This is a genomic window from Rhodoferax sp. EU05-FHT12H12, from assembly GCF_058791215.1.
Map to the genome: position 1 here is coordinate 909,854 of NZ_JBYTDI010000001.1, position 20,428 is coordinate 930,281.

The following is a 20,428-nucleotide window of genomic DNA, read 5'->3' on the forward strand; positions in this document are numbered from 1 at the left end:
CAACGCGGCTTTTCTGTTGTAAACGGGCACAGAGACACACATGGCCAAACGAGACTATTACGAAATTCTGGGCGTTTCCAAAACCGCTTCGGAAGAAGAGATCAAAAAGGCCTATCGCAAGCTGGCGATGAAGCACCACCCTGACCGCAACCAGGGTGATGCGGCCAAGGCCGCCGAAGAGAAGTTCAAGGAAGGCAAAGAAGCCTACGAGATGCTGTCGGACGCGCAGAAACGCGCTGCCTACGACCAGTACGGCCACGCCGGCGTGGATCCCAACCGCGGTGGCGGTGGGGGGGGCGAAGGCTACGGCGGGTTTGCCGAGGCCTTTGGCGACATTTTCGGCGACATGTTCGGCCAGCAGCGTGGCGGCGGTGCGCGCGGAGGTCGCCAGGTCTACCGTGGCAGCGACCTGAGCTACGCCATGGAAGTGACGCTGGAAGAAGCCGCCCGCGGCAAAGATGCGCAAATCCGAATTCCCAGCTGGGACAGCTGCGACACCTGCAAAGGCAGTGGTGCCAAGCCCGGCACCCAGGTCAAAACCTGCGGCACCTGCAATGGCGCTGGCACCGTGCAAATGCGCCAGGGCTTCTTCAGCGTGCAGCAAAACTGCCCCACCTGCCGCGGCAATGGCAAGGTCATCCCCGAACCCTGCACTGCCTGCAGCGGCCAGGGCAAGATCAAACGCCAGAAGACGCTGGAAGTCAAAATCCCCGCAGGTATCGACGGTGGCATGCGCATCCGCAGCGCGGGCAACGGTGAACCGGGCACCAATGGTGGTCCCCCTGGCGACCTGTACATCGAGATTCGCCTGAAGAAACACGACATCTTTGAGCGCGATGGTGACGACCTGCATTGCTCGGTGCCCATCAGCATCGTCACAGCCTCGCTGGGCGGTGAAATTGATGTGCCCACGCTGGCCGGCAAAGCTGCCATCGACATTCCCGAAGGCACCCAGACCGGCAAACAGTTCCGCCTGCGCGGCAAAGGCATCAAGGGCGTGCGCTCCAGCTACCCCGGCGACCTGTACTGCCACATTGCGGTGGAAACCCCGGTCAAACTCAGCGAGCACCAGCGAAAGTTGCTCAAGGAGCTGGACGAGTCCTTCAAGAAAGGCGGCAGCAAACACTCGCCCTCGGGTGACAGCTGGACCGATCGCTTGAAGAGCTTCTTTAGCTGATACAGGTCAAGAAAATCGGGACCTCTCCGTCCCTTCTACAAGCCGCTCGGTCTATAAACGACCCAGCGGCTTTTTTTCTGGAGGACTCCATGGGCGTTTCCATCACCTTTCTCGGCGCAGCGGGCACGGTCACCGGCTCCAAATACCTGGTACGGCACGGCGACCAGTGCCTGCTGGTGGACTGCGGCCTGTTCCAGGGCTACAAGCCGCTGCGCCTGCGCAACTGGGCGCCCTTGCCCATCGTCCCCGACCAAGTGGATGCGGTATTGCTTACCCATGCCCACCTGGACCACAGTGGCTACCTGCCGCTGCTGGCCAAAGAAGGCTACCGCGGGCCAATTTACGCCTCAACCGGCACGCGTGATTTGTGCCGGGTGCTGCTGCCCGATAGCGGCCATATCCAGGAAGAAGATGCCGCCTTTGCCAACCGCCATGGCTTCTCCAAACACTCGCCCGCGCTGCCGCTCTACACCCGTCAGGATGCGTTAGACTGCCTGCCACTGATCAAGACCGTACACCACGGAAGTACGTTCCAGCCGCTTCCCAACTGGCGCGCCACCTTCCAGCCTGCCGGCCATATCCTGGGCGCCTCCAGCATCCTGCTGGAGGTAGCGGGCCGCCGCATTCTGTTCTCGGGTGATCTGGGTCGACCCGATGACTCCCTGATGAACCCACCGGCCCCCGCACCGCAGGCGGACACAGTGCTGATCGAATCCACCTACGGAGACCGCACCCACCCCCAGGACAATCTGCTGGCCGAACTGGGGCCTGCGCTACAGCGCCTGGCGGCGCGCGGGGGTGTGGCTGTGGTACCCGTCTTTGCGGTCGGTCGCGCACAGGCCCTGCTGCATGCCATTGCCCAGCTCAAGGCCCAAGGCACCTTGCCCCACGGGCTACCGGTATTTCTGGACAGCCCCATGGCGGTGCACACCACCCATCTGTTTGAACAGCATCCCGGAGAGCACCGCCTGAGCCGCGACGCGGTGCATGCCATGACCCATGCGGCCACCATGGTCAACAGCACCGACGAGTCCAAAGCGCTGGCCGCACGCCACGGCCCCATGGTGATTCTGTCGGCCAGTGGTATGGCCACCGGAGGTCGGGTGTTGCACCACTTGGCCCACCACGCGGGCAACCACCGCAACATGGTCATCCTCACGGGCTACCAGTCGCCCGGCACACGCGGCGCCACGCTGGCCAGCGGTGCCCACAGCGTGCGCATCCATGGCCGCGAGGTGGAGGTGCACGCCGAAATCGTGCAGCTGGAATCGGCTTCGGCCCACGCCGATGCCAACCAGCTGCTGGACTGGCTGCGTAGCAGCCCGAGTCGGCCAGACCAGGTCTATGTGGTGCATGGCGACATGGAAGCTGCAGACACTTTGCGCGGACGCATCGAACACGAACTGCACTGGCGCGCGCTCGTGCCTGAGCATGGCTCTACCTGGCCCTGCTGAAGCCCACACACCGCCCTGCCCCAAGGCACAATTGCACGATGTCTCCCACCCGCTACCTGACCGCTGCGTTTTACAAATTTGTCGACCTGCCCGACTACGCCGAGCGCAAGCCAGCGCTGCTGGCATTGTGCGAGGCACACAAGGTCAAGGGCCTGATTTTGCTGGCCCGTGAGGGTATCAACAGCACCATCGCCGGGGCGCCCGACGATGTACATGCCGTCCTCGCCTACTTGCGGACTGACCCGCTGCTGGCCGATTTGCAGCACAAGGAATCGTTTGCCAGCAAGGCGCCGTTCTACCGCATGAAAGTACGCCTCAAGAAGGAAATCGTCACCATGCAGGTGGATGGCATCAGCCCCACGCAGATGGCGGGCACCTACGTCAAACCCGAAGACTGGAATGCGCTGATCTCCGATCCCGACGTGGTGGTGGTGGACACCCGCAACGACTACGAGGTGGACATTGGCACCTTCAGCGGTGCCATCAATCCCCACATCAAGACCTTTGCCGAACTGCCCGGATGGGTGCAGCAATCCGAGCGGCTACGTCCTCAAGATGGCAAAAAACCGAAAGTCGCGATGTTTTGCACCGGCGGCATCCGCTGCGAAAAATCCACCGCCTACATGCGGGCACAGGGCTACGACGAGGTCTACCACCTCGAAGGCGGCATCCTCAAGTATCTGGAAACCGTCCCCCCGGCAAAGAGTTTGTGGCAAGGTGAGTGCTTTGTCTTTGATGAGCGCGTGTCCGTGGGGCACGGCCTGGTGCCCGGCCAGCACGGCTTGTGCCGGGCCTGCCGCCAGCCGCTGGAAGATGGCGCCACCGCATCGCCCCTGTTTGAGGCCGGCGTCAGCTGCCCGCGCTGCCACGCCACCACCAGCGACACCCAGAAAGCCAGTGCCCGCGAACGCCAACGCCAGTGGGAGTTGGCCAAAACGCGTCAGCAGGTGCACATAGGCGCCGTGCTGCCCAAGCCAGTGACCGGCTGAGGTCCGCATGCCACTGCCGGTGCTGTATTCGTTCCGGCGTTGCCCCTACGCCATGCGGGCCCGCATGGCGGTGGCAGTGAGCCAGCAACCCTGTGAGCTGCGCGAGGTGGTGTTGGCCCACAAACCGGCAGAACTGCTGCTGGCATCCCCCAAAGGCACGGTACCGGTCCTGGTGCTGGTTGATGGCACGGTCATCGACCAAAGCCTGGACATCATGCGCTGGGCCTTGCAGGCCCGTGATCCGGAACACTGGCTGCCCCGCACCGAGACCCAGTGGGAGCGCACGCACGCCTGGATTGCCGAAAACGACGGTCCTTTCAAACACGCCCTGGACCGTTACAAATACCCCCACCGCTACGCCCTGCCCGACGGACTGGCCCACCGGGCTGCAGGTGCCGTGTTTTTGCAAACCCTCAACGCGACATTGGTGGCACAAGCCTTTCTCTCGGGCCCGCACTTTGGTTTGGCCGATGCTGCCTTGGCCCCCTTTGTGCGCCAGTTTTCGCACACTGATGCGCTGTGGTTTGCCCAGCAGGACTGGCCCGCATTGCAAGCCTGGCTGGTGCAGTTCGAGCAATCCACAAGCTACCTGTGCACCATGGACAAACAACCCGCGTGGGCACCTGGGCAGGCCACAGTGATTTTTCCACCCCCTTGAGGGAAATTTACAACTCGTTACGAGAAACTGTGTATCAAGTGGGTAAATCTGGGCACCCGGTCCTGTCAAGGGCTAGGGATGGCCCACGGTCCATGCGATCATTCCGCATCACAAATTCAGTCGATGGACGAAGGAGCCGCCAGCCTCACGGGGCGGCGGCACCTTTCAGCGGTACATGAGCGCATTTCAGCCCTTTTCCACCAGCAATAGCACCCCGGAGTCGCGCGCGCAAGCGCTGCGGCTGGTGCGCGCGATGATGGGGAAAACGCTAGGCTATTTTGAAGACCGCGAAGACGCCCAGCTCAAACAAATCCGGGCCCACCTCCTGGACTTGGCCGACGGCAAGCTGCCCCTGTTGCAATCCCAAAACCTGCGCACCGCAGCCGTGCTGCTGGACCGCCAAGCCGATAAATTCAAGCGCCTGTACCGCGATGCCCTGCAGCAAAGTTTGCAGGAAGACATCCAGACCGTTTGGCCCGAAATGGAAAAACTGGGCGCCAAACCCGCCCCGGCCAACGACCACGCACTGGACGGCATGACGCTGAGCCTGATCGACGTGGACGAGGTCCACCGCATCCTTCTGCTGGACCGCGTGGCCCAACAGTTCAACACCCGTTACGAAAACAGCCTCACCCCTCTCACGCAAAAGCTGGGCACCCTGTTTGGCAACGAGTCCCCGTCCCTCTCGTCCAATCCCTTCCGTCCCGTAGTGCTGCTGGGGGCCTTCATGCGGGCCTGGGACAAGGGCGAATTTGAACCCCAGGCCACCGAACACCTGCTGCAAGCGCTGGAGCCAGGTCACACCATCGACCTGGCACCGCTCTACACCGACCTGAGCGCGACACTCACCCAAGCCGGCATCCAGGCCCACGCCGTACACCGCATCCGCAAATCGGTGTCCTCGGCCTACGCACCGCTGTCCGGTGCAGCCCCTTTGGGTGATGCGGGCCAGAGCAGCCAGGCCCCCCTGCAATCCGCACCGGCCCCGCTCACACCACACGCAACACCCGCCCCAGATGCAGAGCCCGCGCGCAGCGCCTGGAGCGGCCTTGCGCCCGCGGGTCAGCACATCGCCACCCAGGTCAAGGCTTTTTTGCAGCGCCTAGGTGTAGGGGCCGGACCGGGCCCCACGGGTGCCACAAGTTCTGGCGCCCCCAACCCGACCGCAGGCACCGCCCGGCACGACGACGGCGACGCGGAGAGCAGCGACCGCGGCTACGCCCTGCCGCCCGCAGGCCATAGGGCGCCAGCCGACCCTGCCCTGCTCAATTACCTGGGGCAAATGCAGGCAGACGCCGGGCCCAACGCCTCACGGTTTCAGTTCTTGCAGCCGCAAGACAGCCCGCACGGCCACCAGAACGTGTTGCGCCAGATCCGCGAGCAGGACGCCATCCGCCAAGCCCCCGAGCTGGACCGCGGCACGGTGGACGCACTGGCCGAGGTGTTTGACTACGTGTTTGCCGACCAGGCCATTCCCATGCAAATGAAGGTGGTGATTGGCCGCCTGCAGATCCCGGTGCTGCGCGCCGCCATGATGGACCGCGACTTCTTCCTGAGCAGCGAGCACCCGGCACGCAAGCTGGTGGACACACTGGCCTCATCCTCAGTGGCGTGGACACCGGAAAAGGGCGAAGAAGACCCGCTCTACCGGCGCATCGAACACACGGTGCAGCGTGTGCTGCACGAGTTTGAAGACGACCTCACCCTGTTCAGCCTGCTACTGGCCGAATTCACCGAATTCCTGTTCGAGAGCGAACAGCAGGCGCAGCAACAGATCGAACCTGTCGCCAATCAGGAACGCGACCAGGAGGCCCTGAACGCCGCGCTGGCCCATGCCGACGAGATCGTGCATGCCCGCATCAGCGCCCTGCCCGACAAGCTGCCGCTGGTGCCCTTTCTCAAGCCGTTTCTGACGACCCAGTGGCGCCAGGTCATTGCTGCGGCGTGGATGCGGGAAGACGACGAGCCCGGCCGCTGGAATGCCGCACTGCAGACCATGGACCAGTTGATTTGGAGCACCCAGCCCAAGACCACCCCGGAAGACCGCAAGGCGCTGGTCGCGGTATTGCCCGAACTGGTGCGTACGCTGAACGTAGAGCTGGACGCTATGGAGTGGTACGGTGATCCGCGCGCCACCTTCACGCGCCGCCTGATCGGCACCCACATGCTGGCCATCCGCATGAAGGTGCCACCCCCCATCGATACCCAAAGCGCAGCACTGGAAGAAAGCGCGGGCGACGCCGCCATGGAAGCCCTGGACCAGCGGCGTGCCACGCAGCTCACGGTGCAGGATCCCTCGGCTATGGACGATTTCGATGCGAGCGCCCAGCTGTTGACGCGCGGCGTCTGGTTTGAAGTGGCCGAGCCCGGCACCGCGCCACACCGCTGCCGCCTGAGCTGGGTCAGCCCCATGCGCACACGCTTTTTATTCACCAACCGGGAAGGCTTTGACGCCTTTGTGCGCTCCGAACGCGAAGTGGCCAACATGTTGCGCCTGGGCCACCTGCAGCTGCTGGAGCAGGCACCTATTGTGGAGCGAGCGCTGAACCGGCTCATGGCCGACAACGACGACGGGTTGCGCCTGCAAGCCTGAGGCGCAACAGGCGCTCTCAAAAAAATAGCGCCTCGCGCAGATGGCGCGGGCGCTACAGGCTTAAACCCTTTGCAATTTACGCGTAGTTGCGGGCCAGTAGTTCGGCTTTGGCAGCGGCGTACTCCCGTTTGAGTTGGGCCACATACTCGCCCGCCGGCTGCACTTTGGTCACGGCGCCAATGCCCTGGCCGCAGCCCCAGATGTCCTTCCAGGCCTTGGCCGATGCACCGCCAAAGTTCATCTTGCTGGGATCGCTCTCGGGCAGGTTGGCCGGATCCAGGCCCGCAGCTCGGATGCTGGGTGCCAGGTAGTTGCCGTGCACGCCGGTGAACAGGTTGCTGTAGACGATCTCATCGGAGTCATTCGCCACGATGGCGTCCTTGTACTCCTGTGCAGCGCGTGCCTCTTCGGTGGCGATGAAGGCCGAGCCGATGTAGGCAAAGTCCGCCCCCATGGCCTGGGCCGACAGCACAGCGGCGCCAGTGGAAATGGAGCCGCTGAGTGCGACCGGACCGTCAAACCACTGGCGGATTTCCTGGATCAGTGCGAACGGGCTCTTCACGCCCGCATGGCCACCAGCCCCCGCAGCCACGGCGATCAGACCGTCCGCGCCCTTCTCGATCGCCTTGTGTGCATGCTTGTTGTTGATGATGTCGTGCAGCACCACGCCACCGTAGCTGTGGGCCGCGGCGTTGATCTCTTCGCGCGCGCCCAAGGACGTGATGATGATGGGCACCTTGTACTTCACGCACAGCGCCATGTCGTGCTCCAGCCGGTCGTTGCTCTTGTGCACGATCTGGTTGATGGCAAACGGCGCAGCAGGCTTGTCGGGGTGGGCGGCGTTATACGCAGCCAGCGTTTCGGTAATTTCCTTGAGCCAGTCTTCCAGCAGCTCGGCCGGGCGGGCGTTCAGCGCAGGCATGGAACCCACCACACCGGCAATGCACTGGGCGATCACCAGCTTGGGGTTGCTGATGATGAACAGCGGCGAGCCGATCACGGGGAAAGGCAAGCGGTCTAGCGGTGCAGGCAGTCTGGACATGGGGTCTCCTCGGGTCAATTTTTATATGAAATCAGGCGCTAGCCCCCGTGGATACTGCGCGAGCAGCTAGCAATTCAGTAGCAAATAAAGCGCGAACTCCGCTCAGAACGCATCCAGTGACAACGCCGTCACGCTGTCAGCACCTTCCACAATGCTGTCGCGCAGGCCGCCGGCCTTGCTCAGCAGGTGGTCGGCGTAAAAGCGCGCGGTGGTGATCTTGGCTTGCATGAAAGGCACATCGGTACCGGCAGCAATGTGTTGCTCGGCCACCAGCAGCGATCGGGCCAGTTGCCAGCCTGCCATCAAGTTGCCGGCCAGCATCAGGTAGGGAACGCTGCCCGCAAACACGGCGTTGGGGCTGGCTTTGGTGTTGCCCGCCACAAAGTCCACCACGTCGATGAATGCCAGGCGTGCGGCCTTCAGGCGCTGGGCCACAGCCAATGCGTGGGCCGAGCCGCTGGCAACCAGTTCGGCTTCGGTCTTCTCGATCTGCGCGGCAATACCCTTGGCAGTTTGGCCGCCATCACGCGCTGTCTTGCGGCCCACCAGGTCATTGGCCTGGATGGCGGTCGTGCCTTCGTAGATGGTCAGAATCTTGGCGTCGCGGTAGTACTGGGCCGCACCGGTTTCTTCGATGAAACCCATGCCACCATGCACCTGCACGCCCAGGGATGTGACTTCCAGACTCATCTCGGTGCTGTAGCCCTTGATCAGCGGCACCAGGTACTCATAGAAGGCCTGGTTCTGCTTGCGCGTATCCGCATCGGGGTGGTGGTGGGCCGCGTCGTAGGCGCTGGCGCCTACGCTGGCCAGGGCACGGCAGCCTTCGGTGTAGGCGCGCATGGTCATCAGCATGCGGCGCACATCGGGGTGGTGAATGATGGGTGCAGCGGCAGGCATGGAGCCATCCACCGGGCGGCTTTGCACGCGGTCTTTGGAGAACTGCACGGCCTTTTGGTAGGCGCGCTCGGCAATCGCAATGCCCTGCACACCCACGCCGTAGCGCGCGGCGTTCATCATGATGAACATGTACTCCAGACCGCGGTTTTCCTGGCCCACCAGGTAGCCAATGGCGCCACCATGGTCGCCGTACTGCAGCACGGCGGTCGGGCTGGCCTTGATGCCCATCTTGTGTTCGATGGAGACACAGTGCACATCGTTGCGCGCACCCAGGCTTCCGTCCTTGTTCACCATGAACTTCGGCACCACAAACAGGCTGATGCCCTTCACGCCTTCGGGCGCGCCGGTCACGCGGGCCAACACCAGATGGACGATGTTCTCGGCCATATCGTGCTCACCCCAGGTGATGAAAATCTTGGTGCCGAACACCTTGTAGCTGCCATCGGCCTGCGGCTCGGCGCGGCTGCGCACCGCAGCCAGATCGCTGCCAGCTTGTGGCTCGGTCAGGTTCATGGTGCCGGTCCATTTGCCGCTGACCAGGTTTTCGAGATATGTCGCCTTGAGTTCGTCAGAGCCCGCGGTCAGCAATGCCTCAATCGCACCGTCAGACAGCAACGGGCACAGCGCAAAGCTCATGTTGGCGCTGTTGACCATTTCCCCGCAGGCGGCGCCAATCGTCTTGGGCAGGCCCTGGCCACCGAAGTCGGTGGGGTGCTGCAGGCCTTGCCAGCCGCCGTCGGTGAATTGCTTGAAGGCTTCCTTGAAGCCCGGGGTGGCCGTGACCACGCCGTCTTTCCAGCTCGACGGGTTCTTGTCACCTTCCCAATTCAGCGGAGCGAGCACGCCTTCGGTGAACTTGGCAGACTCTTCCAACACCGCTTGGGCAGTGTCCAGGCCCGCATCTTCAAAACCGGGGAGTTGCGCGATCTGTTCAATATTGGCCAGGTGCTGGATGTTGAACAGCATGTCCTTGACGGGGGCGACGTAGCTCATGGGAGTCTCCAAAAATTCTAGTTACAAGCGGGTTACGCAGGCCTGCAGGCCAAAAAAAAGGGCATCGCACGCGATGCCCTTTTTCACACGGACATCAGAGCGCCGCAATCAGTTCGGGCACCGCCACAAACAGGTCGGCTTCCAGGCCAAAGTCGGCCACGCTGAAGATCGGTGCTTCGGGGTCCTTGTTGATCGCCACGATGACCTTGCTGTCCTTCATGCCGGCCAAGTGCTGGATGGCACCGCTGATACCGCAGGCCACATACAGCTGGGGCGCGACGATCTTGCCGGTCTGGCCCACTTGCCAATCGTTGGGGGCGTAGCCCGCATCCACCGCAGCGCGCGAAGCACCCAAGGCGGCACCCAGCTTGTCGGCCAAGGGCGTCATGACTTCCATGAATTTTTCGCTGGAACCCAACGCGCGGCCACCCGACACGATGATCTTGGCAGCGGTCAGCTCGGGGCGGTCGTTCTTGGCGATCTCGGAACCCACAAAGGCCACACCAGCACTGGCAGCAGCGGCGGCCATGGTTTCCACTGCGGCGGAACCACCGGTCGCGGCAGCAGGGTCAAAACCGGTGGTGCGCACGGTCAGCACTTTCACGGCATCGGTGGCCTGCACGGTGGCAATGGCGTTGCCAGCGTAGATGGGGCGCTCAAACGTGTCGGCGCTGAGGACCTTGGTGATGTCGGACACCTGGCCTACGTCCAGCTTGGCAGCCACACGGGGGGCGATGTTCTTGCCCGATGCGGTGGCAGGGAACACGATGTGGCTGTAGTTGCCAGCGATGGCCAGCACCTGGGCTGCCACGTTTTCGGCCAGGCCGTGAGCCAGATCGGCGCTGTCGGCATGGATGACCTTGGACACACCGGCAATTTGCGCAGCGGCGGCAGCGGCAGCGGCGGCATTGCTGCCAGCCACCAGCACATGCACGTCACCACCGGCTTGGGCCGCTGCAGTGACGGTGTTCAGGGTGGCGCCCTTGATGGAGGCGTTGTCGTGTTCGGCGATTACGAGTGCGGTCATGGTCAGATTACCTTTGCAACGTTCTTCAGTTTGTCCACCAGCGTGGCGACATCGGGCACCTTGATACCCGCGCTGCGCTTGGCGGGTTCGGCCACGCTCAAAGTCTTGATGCGCGGGGCCACGTTCACGCCGAGGTCTTCGGGCTTGAAGGTGTCGAGCTGCTTCTTCTTGGCCTTCATGATGTTGGGCAAGGTCACGTAGCGGGGCTCGTTCAAGCGCAGGTCCGTGGTGATGATGGCGGGCAGTGTCACGGCCAGGGTTTCCAGGCCACCGTCCACTTCACGCGTCACATGGGCCTTGCCGTCCACCACTTCCACCTTGGAGGCGAAGGTGGCTTGGGGCAAATCGGCCAGGGCCGCCAGCATCTGGCCGGTCTGGTTGCAATCATCGTCAATGGCTTGTTTGCCCAAAATCACCAGGCCGGGCTGCTCTTTGTCCACCAGGGCCTTGAGCAGCTTGGCCACGGCCAGGGGCTGCAGTTCTTCGGTGGTTTCCACCAGGATGCCGCGGTCGGCGCCGATGGCCATGGCGGTACGCAAGGTTTCCTGGCACTGGGCCACACCGCAGGACACGGCGATCACCTCGGTGACCACGCCTTTTTCCTTCAAACGCACGGCTTCTTCCACCGCAATTTCGTCAAAGGGGTTCATGCTCATCTTGACGTTGGCGATGTCTACACCCGTGCCATCCGACTTCACTCGGACCTTCACGTTGTAGTCCACCACACGTTTGACGGGTACCAGGACTTTCATTGCTGCCACTCCAGATGGTTAAAAAATGCTCAGTTTTAGTTGACGTGCACGTCAATTGGTCGATTCTATGCGGGACGGCGAGTTGCCCCTGACTATCGCTTGCGCTCTGCCATCCTCATCACAAAATAGAACGATCGTGCTTTTTTTCGATTATAGCGGCGCCAGCCTCGCCATTTGGCGCTTTGGTGACTTAACTTAGAGGCAACTCATCAAATTCACGGTGCTGTGCGTGTATGCACCACCCGTTGCGGGTAGGGAATGTCGATGCCATGCGTACGCAGGGCGCGCAAGATGGCCAGGTTGATGTCGGAACGCAGATTGCCCTGGCCGTTCTCTAGGTCATTGATCCAGTAGCCCACCGTGAACTCCAGCCCGTCAGCGCCAAAATTGGCCAGGCTGATGGCGGGAGCCGGCTCCCGCAACACGCGCGGCTGGCTCAGCGCAGCCTGCAGCAGCAAGGCCATGACCTGCTCCACATCGCTCTCGTAGCCCACCGCAATGTTGATGACCTGGTTCACCCGGCTGTCGGCCAGCGACATGTTTTCCACGCGCTGGGTGATCAGCATCTCGTTGGGCACGATGGACTCGCGCCCGGTCTGGGAACGCACCACGGTGTAACGCGCGTTGATCTCGGTGATCGTGCCTTCGAAGTTGTCCACCCGCACGACATCGCCAATGCGCATGCTGCGCTCGGCCAGGATCACAAACCCGCTCACATAGTTGGCCGCCAACTTCTGCAAGCCAAAACCGATACCCACGCCGACGGCACCGCCCAACACCGACAAGGCAGTCAGGTCGATGCCCACAGCAGACAGTGCCAGCATCAGGCCGACAAACATCAGCAGCGCACGCGCCGCGTTGCTCACCGCCTTGCGCAGCGACAACTCCCCACCCGTGGCGGAACGCAACAAGCGCGCCTCAATACCGGCCGATATCCACAGGGTGATGATCAGCACCGCGCCTGCGGTAATCAGACCCTCAATCAGCGTACGCACCGATAACGTGGTGCCTCCCACCTTCCAGGTGATGAGGTCCAACTCGTTCAGGATGACCGGCAGCAAGCCACTGACCCACAGCACCATGGCCAGCCAGGCGACCCAGGAAATGGTTTGCTCCAGCGGCTTGACCCAGCGCGACTCGGCAAACGTGGCCTGCAGCACCTTGACGCCCACACGGATCACGACCAGAGACATCAGCACCGGAATGGCAATACGCAACACCGCCACCGGCACAAAATTACCCAACAGCTCCAGCGACACATAGCCCAGGCACAGCAAGGCCAACGGAAAGAGCACACCGTCCACCACCCGCTTGCCAAACCAAATGGACCGCTCCTCGTGCATGCCCAGGGTACGGCGCAGCGCCGCCACCAGCCCCCAGGCCATTGCCACGCTGAGCGCCAGCGCCAAGAGCTCCAGCAGCACCGTGGGCTGCGTGAAGGTGCTCAACCAGGCTTCGAAATCATCAATGGGTTTGGGAGCAGGAAGGTTTTTCAGAGAGTTCATTGCAAATCTGCCAGTACGCGCACATGCGCCTCTACGCTGCGGGCCAGGGCCTCCAGGTGGTAGCCGCCTTCCAGGCAGGAGACGATGCGCCCCTGCGCATGGCGATCAGCCACCGCCTTGATCTGCGCCGTGATCCACGCGTAATCATTTTCTACCAGACCCATCTGGGCCATCTCATCGTCGCGGTGGGCATCAAAACCCGCGCTGATAAATACCATCTCAGGACGGTAGGCCTCCAGCCGCGGCAACCAGTGCTGAGCGACCAACTCGCGCACCACGGCCCCTTTGGTGTAGGCCGGAACCGGCACATTCACTAGGTTGCTGGCATGCGAGCGCGAGCCGCCCTCAGGGTAAAACGGGTGCTGAAAAAAGCTCACCATCAGAATGCGCTGGTCACCGGTCACGATGTTTTCGGTGCCGTTGCCGTGGTGCACATCAAAGTCGACGATGGCTACGCGTTTCAGGCCATGCCGCTCCAGCGCATGGCGTGCGGCTACCGCCACGTTATTGATGAAACAAAAGCCCATGGCCTTGTCTTTGCAGGCATGGTGGCCGGGCGGCCGGGTGGCGCAAAAGGCATTGGCCAGTTCACCGGCCATCACGGCATCGGTGGCGGCCACGGCAGCACCGGCGGCGCGCAAGGCGGCATCCCAGGTGTGCACATTGAGGCTGGTGTCGGGGTCCATCTGCGCATGGGTGGGGCCACCGGCGGCCATCTCTTCGCGCAAGCTGTCGGTCAGGCCGCGCAACGAGGCCACATACATGCGGCCATGGGCCAGTTCAAGGTCGGTGATGGAGGCCTGAGGAGCTTCGCGCGAGTCCAGCGCATCGGCCACGCCGCTCAGCAGCAGGCGGTCGTCAATGGCATCCAATCTTTGGGGGCATTCGGGGTGGCCCTCGCCCATCTCATGCTTGCGGCAATCGCGGTGCGAAAAGTATCCGGTCTTGTTTGCCAGTGCGCTCGTCATTCAGGATTTTCGGGTAACGTCGTGCCATGGACGCACAACACAAGCTTAAATCATTGCTGGCCCAGCTTAACATGGTGATTGTGGGAAAACCCGCGCAAATCCAGGACTGCGTCGCCTGCCTTCTGGCCGGTGGCCACCTGTTGATTGACGATGTCCCGGGCGTAGGTAAAACCACGCTGGCGCACGCACTGGCACGCAGTTTTGGCCTGCAGTTTTCGCGCGTGCAGTTCACCTCGGACCTGATGCCCAGCGACCTGTCAGGCGTGTCGATTTACGAGCGCGCCAAAGAGGCATTTGTGTTCCACCCCGGCCCCATCTTTGCGCAGGTACTGTTGGCCGACGAGATCAACCGCGCCAGCCCCAAGACGCAAAGTGCGCTGCTGGAAGCCATGGAGGAAAAGCAGGTCACCGTGGAAGGCGAAACCCGCCCCCTGCCCCAGCCCTTCTTTGTGATTGCCACCCAAAACCCGCTGGACCAGTTGGGCACCTACGCGCTGCCCGAATCACAACTGGACCGATTTTTGATGCGCATCTCGCTGGGCTACCCCGATCGGGCTTCCGAGCGCGCGCTGCTGGCCGGTGCCGACCGGCGCGCCATGGTCGACGAGTTGCCCAGCCTGCTGGCCGACGGCGAGCTGGCCCAATTGCAAGCCACTGTGCTGGCCGTGCATGCCGCAGGCCCTTTGCTGGACTATGTGCAGGACCTGATTGCCGCCACCCGCTCGGGCCAGTGGTTTTTGCAGGGCCTGTCGCCACGCGCCGGCATTGCCGTGGTGCGCGCCGCCAAAGCCCAGGCCCTGCTCAGCGGACGCGACTATGTAGCGCCCGACGATGTGCAGGCGGTGCTGCCACAGACCATTGCCCACCGCCTGATTCCCGTGGGAGATTCGGGCCGTGGCGCGGTGGAGCAAGTGCAAGCCATGCTGCAAGCCGTTCCTCTCCCCTGATGACGCCCCCCCGAAGCGCCTCCGGCGCCTCCCCCCCAGGGGGGCGCACCCTGTGGCCCGGCACAGCCGGCTCCACGGGTGCCCTGACTTGGAACCCCGTCACTTTGATGCGGCGCCGGTTCCGCGCCTGGTTCGAGTCGCGCCTGCCGCTCAAGGACAGCACCACGCTCACGCAGCGCAACGTCTACATCCTGCCCACACGCCCCGGCCTCATGCTGGGCCTCACGCTCTTGGTGCTGCTGGTGGCGAGCATCAACTACCAGCTCAACCTGGGCTATGTGCTGACCTTTTTGCTGACCGGCAGCGCCGTCATTGGCATGCATGTGTGCCATGGCACCCTGCGCGGAATCACTATGCATTTGATAGCACCTGACGCACAGTTCATGGGGGCTAGCGTGCCAATTGGCATACAACTGCAAAGCGACAGCCGACGCGTGCGCTACGGCATTGGCCTGGCCGTGCTGGGCACCCAGCATTGGAGCTGGACTGATGTGCCGGCCCAGGGCAGTGCCAAGGTGCAGGTGGCCTTCACCCCCACCCAGCGCGGCCTGCACCGCCTGCCGGCGCTGACGGCTGAGACCCGTTTCCCGCTGGGCACCTTCCGCGTGTGGACGGTGTGGCGCCCGGCCGCGCAGGTGCTGGTCTACCCGGCCCCCGAGGCCCACCCGCCGCCCCTGCCTCCGGGCGAACCGAAGGCTGGTGGCGCGGCCAATAGCCACAAGCAACACACCGGTGAATTCGACGGCGTGCGCGCCTACCGGCGTGGCGACCCGCTCAAGCTGGTGGTCTGGAAAAAAGTCGCCAAGGCCGACGAACTGGTGAGTCGCGACGCCCAGCAGTCGCAGCGCTTTGATCTGTGGTTAGACCTGGCCCACGCCGGCCAGGGTGCGGGCGCCTCGCGCGAGCACGCCCTCTCGCGCCTGTGCGCCTGGGTGCTGCTGGCCGAGAAACAAGGCATGCGTTATGGCCTGCGCCTGGGCAGCCAGCAGATCGCACCCGACAGCGGCCCCGCCCACCAAAAGAACTGCCTGCAGGCGCTGGCCTTGGCCTGAGCACCCCCCATTGAGTTCCATGCTGCAACGCCTCACCCACCTGCCCCGCGAAGCGCGCGACACCCTGTTTCTGCTGGCGGTGATTGCCTGGGTGATCCTGCCGCAGGTGGAGCGCCTGCCGCTGTGGTGCAGCGCCATGGCCGGCGTGGTGCTGCTGTGGCGCGGACACATCGCGGTGCAAGGCCAGCCCCTGCCCGCGCGCTGGTGGTTGCTGGGCCTGCTGGCCCTGGCCAGCGCCGCCACATGGTGGAGCTACAAAACCCTGCTGGGGCGCGATGCGGGTGTCACGCTCATCGTGGTGTTGCTGACGCTGAAGACGCTGGAGATGCGCGCCCGGCGCGACGCCTTTGTGATCTTCTTCCTGGGCTTCTTCACCATGCTCAGCAACTTCTTTTTCTCGCAAAGCCTGCTCACGGCAGCGGCCATGCTGGTGGCGCTGCTGGGTCTGCTCACCGCACTGGTCAACAGCCACATGCCGGTGGGCCGCCCGCCACTGCTGCAGGCTGCCAAAACCGCAGGCTGGATGGCACTGCTGGGCGCCCCCATCATGGCGGTGTTGTTCATGCTGTTTCCACGCATTGCGCCACTGTGGGGCCTGCCGGGTGACGCCATGAGCGGGCGCAGCGGCCTCTCGGGCCAGATGCAGGTGGGCACCATCGCCAGCCTGGCGCTGGACGACAGCATTGCCATGCGCATTCGTTTTGACGGACCGCCGCCTGCGCAAAGCGAGCTGTACTTCCGCGGCCCGGTGTTCTCCAGCTTTGACGGGCGTGAGTGGCGCGCATTGCGCTCCACCTTCCCCAGCCGCTACCAGCTGGCGGCCGATGTGCAGGTGCAAGGTCCCCCCGTGAATTACCAAGTCACGCTGGCCGCCAACAACCGCCCCTGGCTGCTGGTGCTGGATGCCACGCCCACCAAACCCGAGATCGTGGGCTACACCCCCACCATGGCAAGTGACCTGCAGTGGCTGGCCGACCAGCCCATGGCCGACCTGGTGCGTTACCGCGCCACCAGTTACCCGCAGTTCCGCCACGGGCCCACACGCTTGGCCGTGGGCCTGCAAGACTATGTGGACCTGCCCAGCGGCTTCAACCCACGCACCCTGCAACTGGCAGCCGACATGCGCCGCAGCCCCGAACTGGCACGCGCCACTACGCCCCAGCTGGTAGACGCCGTGATGCAACGCCTGCGCACCGGCGGCTACGAGTACACGCTGGAGCCCGGCGTCTACGGCACCCACACGGCGGACGAGTTCTGGTTCGACCGCAAAGCCGGATTTTGTGAACACATTGCGTCCAGCTTCGTGCTGCTGATGCGTGCACTGGATGTACCGGCCCGCGTGGTCACAGGCTACCAGGGCGGACAGGTCAACAGTGTGGATGGCTTCTGGACCGTGCGCCAGAGCGACGCCCACGCCTGGGCCGAAGTCTGGGTCGCGGGCCAGGGCTGGGTGCGGGTGGACCCCACCTCGGCCGTGGCACCGGGGCGCACCGGAACCTTCACCCGCCTGCAAGCGCCACAAAACGTATTCACCCAGGCACTCAACACCGTGAGCCCCGGCTTTGCCATCAACCTGCGGGCCATGTGGGAAGCGGCCAACAACCGCTGGAACCAGTGGGTGCTGAACTACAGCCAGTCCAAGCAAATGGACCTGCTGCGCAATCTGGGCTTCGACGCGCCCAGCTGGGAAGACCTGAGCTATGTGCTGATCGCCCTGGTCGTGTTGGCCAGCAGTATGGGCGCGGTGTGGACGCTGTGGGAGCGTTACCACCAAGACCCGTGGCTGCGCCTGCTGCACCGCGCCCAGGCCCGGCTGCGCCAGGCCGGGTGGACCGTAGGCACGCAAGACACCCCGCGCCAACTGGCCGCACGGCTGCAGGCCCACGGCGCGGATCGAACGGACACCACCACCATTGCCGCCTGGCTGCTGCGGCTGGAGGCCTGGCGCTACGCGCCGCAAGCCCCCGCCAGCCTGGCTGCATTGCAGCGAGAATGCAGGCAACTGCCCTGGCCCACGCGCCTGACCTGAACATTGGACCTTGTGACTTTTTCAATTCGCCTAATTGCTACGCTTTTGATAGCTGCTTGCGCAATATCTGCGGGGGCTAGCACCCAAAAACGCCATAAATCTGCAGGCAAACCGGCCCACCGGCCCAAAGCACCCGCCGCCGCCCAGGTGGCCACCACCGGCCCGCTGTACGCCACCCGCCCCGAGGTCATGCAAGTGGCCGACGATCTGGCCCAGCGCCGCAACCTGGACCCGGCCTGGGTGCGCCAGGCCATCGGCCAGGCCCGGCTGGTGCCGGCCATCCAGCGCGCCAGCACACCGCCCACGGTGGGTACCCCCAAGAACTGGGCCGTCTACCGCAGTCGTTTTATCGACCCCATCCGCATCAAGGCCGGCGTGCAGTTCTGGCAGGACAACCGCGCCACCCTGGAACGTGCCGAACGCGAAACCGGCGTGCCCGCGCAAATCATCGTGGGCATCATCGGGGTGGAAACCATCTACGGCCAGCAGACGGGCAACTACCGGGTCATCGACGCGCTCAGCACCCTGGCCTTTGACTTTCCTGCCGCCCACCCGCGTGCAGCGGATCGTGCCAAGTTTTTCCTCTCCGAGCTGGAGGCTTTTCTCAGCCTCACCGCCCGCACCAACACCGACCCGCTGGCCCTCAAGGGCAGCTACGCCGGTGCCATGGGCCTGCCACAGTTCATGCCGTCGAGCTGGGCCAAGTACGCGGTGGACTTTGATGGCGACAGCCGTGTCGACCTGTTCCACAGTGCGGCCGATGTGATTGGCTCGGTGGCCAACTACTTCGTCACCTTCAAGTGGCAGCCTGGCCAGCCCACGCACTACCCGGTGCAGTTCGACTTGGCCCGGCTGGACCGGGCCACGCTGCTGGCGCCGGACATCCTGCCCACCTTCAGCGCACAGGCCATGCAGGACAAAGGCGTGCTGCTGGACACGGCAGCGGCCGCACACACGGGCAAGCTGGCGCTGGTGGAACTGCAAAACGGTGCCGACGCACCGCTGTACATCGCCGGCACCGACAACTTCTACGCCATCACCCGCTACAACTGGAGCAGCTACTACGCGCTGGCGGTGATCGAGCTGGGGCAAGAGGTGGCCGCCGCTTTGCCCACCCCTCCCGGCGTGCCAAAATAAACCATGCCTACACCCGCCGACACCGCCCTGGACAACACGGACGAACACTCCACGACCGCGCTGTACCGTGCGGCGGTGGGCGATGTCAACAGCGCCTATTACCTGCCGCTGTTTGCACGTTTTGAAGCGGCCGACCGCCCAGGCCTGAGCTGGAACGGTGCGGCTGCGCTCTACACCCTCAACTGGCTGGCCTTTCGCCAGCTCTGGCACGCCGCGCTGGTGTATGCCGGGGTGCTGGTGGGCTTGGCACTGGGCATTTTTGGCATCGGGCGCCTGGTGTTCCAGTTTTCGGACACCACGCAGTGGGCCCTGGTGGGCGCCCTGGTGTTGCTGTCGGTCTTGCTGCCAGGTTTGGGCGGCAATGCCGTCTTGCATGCGGCCACACGCAAGCGCATGGCCGCGGCACTCAAGGCCACCCACACCGTGGCCGAGGCCTGCACCTTCCTGAGCCGCAAGGCGCCCACCCGCCAAAGCCTGATCGCCCAGATGGTCGCCAACGCATTGGTGCTGGCCCTGCTGGCCTACGCCTGGGTGCAATTTGAAGGCTGGGCACCCGCGCCGGTCCCCACGCCCACGGCAGCCGATGCCCGCAACATTGCAGTGGGGCGCACCATTGATGTGTCGGTACCACCAGCCCCCACTCCAGAAGCCGCGGCCTCGGCACCAGCCCCTGCCCCCCTGGGCACAGCCTCCGCGGTTCCGCCTACCCCGCTAACGCAAGCCTCGGCCAGCGTGACCGCCCCCGCACGGGTGGAAGCCGCCTCGGCACCTCGGGCCGCTGCGTCTGCCGCCCCCCGAGCCACCGCCACGCCGCCTGCGCCCGCCGCGGTGGCAGTCGCCCCGCGCGCCAGCAGCTCGGCGCCGGGCAAGATCATCATTCTTTCCCGGCCGGTGGCCGCAGAGTCCGCCACCGCCAGGGCTGGCACGGCAAACACCGCCACGGCGGCAGCCAGCGCACCCGCCGCACAGGCACTGCGTTATGTGGTGAATGTGGGCCTGTTTGCCCAAGAAAACAATGCCCGCAACGCCCTCACCCAATTGACGGACGCCGACCTGCCCGCCAGCACCCAAACGGTCAGAACCAGCCAGGGCACCCGCACCCGGGTACGGGTGGGCCCTTTCGAGACCGAGGCAGAGGCTGAACGGGTGGCCGACAAAGTGCGCGCCATGGGCCTGGACGCCCAAATCGCGCCGCAGTAGCGGCC

At 64.0% G+C, this 20,428-nt stretch carries 16 protein-coding genes; 10 read left to right on the forward strand and 6 right to left on the reverse strand.

Annotation, left to right across the window (positions count from 1 at the left end):
- Positions 1-40: 40 nt before the first annotated feature.
- The 5 genes from dnaJ to AC3WS7_RS04275 all read left to right on the forward strand — a co-directional run bounded on the left by dnaJ (position 41) and on the right by AC3WS7_RS04275 (position 6,871).
- Positions 41-1,177, forward strand: coding sequence for a molecular chaperone DnaJ (gene dnaJ, locus AC3WS7_RS04255; RefSeq protein WP_296468339.1), 1,137 nt, complete (start codon positions 41-43; stop codon positions 1,175-1,177).
- A gap of 89 nt (positions 1,178-1,266) precedes the next feature.
- Positions 1,267-2,631 carry an MBL fold metallo-hydrolase RNA specificity domain-containing protein gene (locus tag AC3WS7_RS04260; protein WP_296468341.1) on the forward strand — a complete coding sequence of 455 codons (1,365 nt, stop codon included), beginning with the start codon at positions 1,267-1,269 and terminating at the stop codon, positions 2,629-2,631.
- A 38-nt stretch (positions 2,632-2,669) separates the two neighbouring features.
- A complete protein-coding gene (trhO, locus tag AC3WS7_RS04265; protein WP_492655471.1) occupies positions 2,670-3,620 on the forward strand; it encodes an oxygen-dependent tRNA uridine(34) hydroxylase TrhO in 951 nt (316 codons plus the stop codon).
- 7 nt (positions 3,621-3,627) lie between these two features.
- Complete coding sequence (locus AC3WS7_RS04270; protein WP_492655472.1) at positions 3,628-4,278, forward strand: glutathione S-transferase; 651 nt, start codon at positions 3,628-3,630, stop codon at positions 4,276-4,278.
- 175 nt (positions 4,279-4,453) lie between these two features.
- Complete coding sequence (locus AC3WS7_RS04275; RefSeq protein WP_492655473.1) at positions 4,454-6,871, forward strand: DUF1631 family protein; 2,418 nt, start codon at positions 4,454-4,456, stop codon at positions 6,869-6,871.
- A 76-nt stretch (positions 6,872-6,947) separates the two neighbouring features.
- Here the strand turns inward: AC3WS7_RS04275 and AC3WS7_RS04280 are convergent, their stop codons facing one another.
- The 6 genes from AC3WS7_RS04280 to AC3WS7_RS04305 form a co-directional block, all read right to left on the reverse strand.
- Entirely contained in the window at positions 6,948-7,913 is a 966-nt protein-coding gene (locus AC3WS7_RS04280) for an NAD(P)H-dependent flavin oxidoreductase (RefSeq protein ID WP_492655474.1), read from the reverse strand.
- A gap of 102 nt (positions 7,914-8,015) precedes the next feature.
- Complete coding sequence (locus AC3WS7_RS04285; protein WP_492655475.1) at positions 8,016-9,806, reverse strand: acyl-CoA dehydrogenase; 1,791 nt, start codon at positions 9,804-9,806, stop codon at positions 8,016-8,018.
- Positions 9,807-9,900: 94 nt separating this feature from the next.
- Positions 9,901-10,833: an electron transfer flavoprotein subunit alpha/FixB family protein gene (locus AC3WS7_RS04290; protein WP_296468351.1), complete on the reverse strand. Its 933-nt coding sequence runs from the start codon at positions 10,831-10,833 to the stop codon at positions 9,901-9,903.
- A 2-nt stretch (positions 10,834-10,835) separates the two neighbouring features.
- The gene (locus AC3WS7_RS04295) at positions 10,836-11,585 is read right to left on the reverse strand and encodes an electron transfer flavoprotein subunit beta/FixA family protein (RefSeq protein WP_296468352.1); all 750 of its coding nucleotides are present in this window, start codon (positions 11,583-11,585) and stop codon (positions 10,836-10,838) included.
- Positions 11,586-11,800: 215 nt separating this feature from the next.
- Positions 11,801-13,090 carry a mechanosensitive ion channel family protein gene (locus tag AC3WS7_RS04300; protein WP_296468354.1) on the reverse strand — a complete coding sequence of 430 codons (1,290 nt, stop codon included), beginning with the start codon at positions 13,088-13,090 and terminating at the stop codon, positions 11,801-11,803.
- Positions 13,087-14,058 carry a histone deacetylase family protein gene (locus AC3WS7_RS04305; RefSeq protein WP_492655476.1) on the reverse strand — a complete coding sequence of 324 codons (972 nt, stop codon included), beginning with the start codon at positions 14,056-14,058 and terminating at the stop codon, positions 13,087-13,089. The genes AC3WS7_RS04300 and AC3WS7_RS04305 overlap by 4 nt, the downstream gene beginning before the upstream one ends.
- 26 nt (positions 14,059-14,084) lie before the next feature.
- Here AC3WS7_RS04305 and AC3WS7_RS04310 point away from each other — a divergent pair, with 26 nt between their 5' ends.
- Genes AC3WS7_RS04310 through AC3WS7_RS04330 form a run of 5 tightly spaced genes read left to right on the forward strand, consistent with a single transcriptional unit; the run spans position 14,085 to position 20,423 of the window.
- Positions 14,085-15,005: an AAA family ATPase gene (locus AC3WS7_RS04310; RefSeq protein WP_296468358.1), complete on the forward strand. Its 921-nt coding sequence runs from the start codon at positions 14,085-14,087 to the stop codon at positions 15,003-15,005.
- Positions 15,005-16,057 carry a DUF58 domain-containing protein gene (locus AC3WS7_RS04315; RefSeq protein WP_492655477.1) on the forward strand — a complete coding sequence of 351 codons (1,053 nt, stop codon included), beginning with the start codon at positions 15,005-15,007 and terminating at the stop codon, positions 16,055-16,057. The genes AC3WS7_RS04310 and AC3WS7_RS04315 overlap by 1 nt, the downstream gene beginning before the upstream one ends.
- Before the next feature lie 19 nt (positions 16,058-16,076).
- On the forward strand, positions 16,077-18,086 hold the full coding sequence (locus AC3WS7_RS04320; protein ID WP_492655478.1) for a transglutaminase TgpA family protein: 2,010 nt from the start codon (positions 16,077-16,079) through the stop codon (positions 18,084-18,086).
- A 12-nt stretch (positions 18,087-18,098) separates the two neighbouring features.
- Positions 18,099-19,223, forward strand: coding sequence for a lytic murein transglycosylase B (mltB, locus tag AC3WS7_RS04325; RefSeq protein WP_492655479.1), 1,125 nt, complete (start codon positions 18,099-18,101; stop codon positions 19,221-19,223).
- A 3-nt stretch (positions 19,224-19,226) separates the two neighbouring features.
- The gene (locus AC3WS7_RS04330; RefSeq protein WP_492655480.1) at positions 19,227-20,423 is read left to right on the forward strand and encodes an SPOR domain-containing protein; all 1,197 of its coding nucleotides are present in this window, start codon (positions 19,227-19,229) and stop codon (positions 20,421-20,423) included.
- The last annotated feature ends 5 nt before the right edge of the window (positions 20,424-20,428 follow it).